This window comes from Enterobacter cloacae complex sp. S2 (genome assembly GCF_015159675.1).
Lineage (GTDB): Bacteria > Pseudomonadota > Gammaproteobacteria > Enterobacterales > Enterobacteriaceae > Enterobacter > Enterobacter intestinihominis.
Genome location: NZ_JADDTS010000122.1, coordinates 1 through 311, shown reverse-complemented (window position 1 = coordinate 311; position 311 = coordinate 1). Strand labels below are relative to the sequence as shown.

At 26.7% G+C, this 311-nt stretch carries 1 pseudogene; it reads left to right on the top strand.

The annotated features are described in order from the left end of the window. Positions 1-311: pseudogene (locus IPZ49_RS23330) on the top strand (hypothetical protein); the annotation flags it as partial.

Sequence of the window (311 nt, the reverse complement as noted above, 5' to 3'; positions counted from 1 at the left end):
ACTAATATCTATTTTTATATGGCTAATTGTAGCGTTATATCTTTTAAAAAAATACTTATTTAAAGTAGAGAAATTAAGTTTAGGCGGCGTTAATGTTCTGTTCAATGAAAGTGGTACGTTATATCGCAAAAGTATAAAAAATCATCTGGATTCAAAAAGAGCTATCTTTAAGTTGAAGAAAAATGTGGACGCATTCGATGAAGTTATCTCATCATATTATCAGACATATCAATTTATTAGAGATGAAATGAAACTATTGAATCCAAAAAAAGACAATGAGTTATATAATATTAGCAATGATATGTTAATGG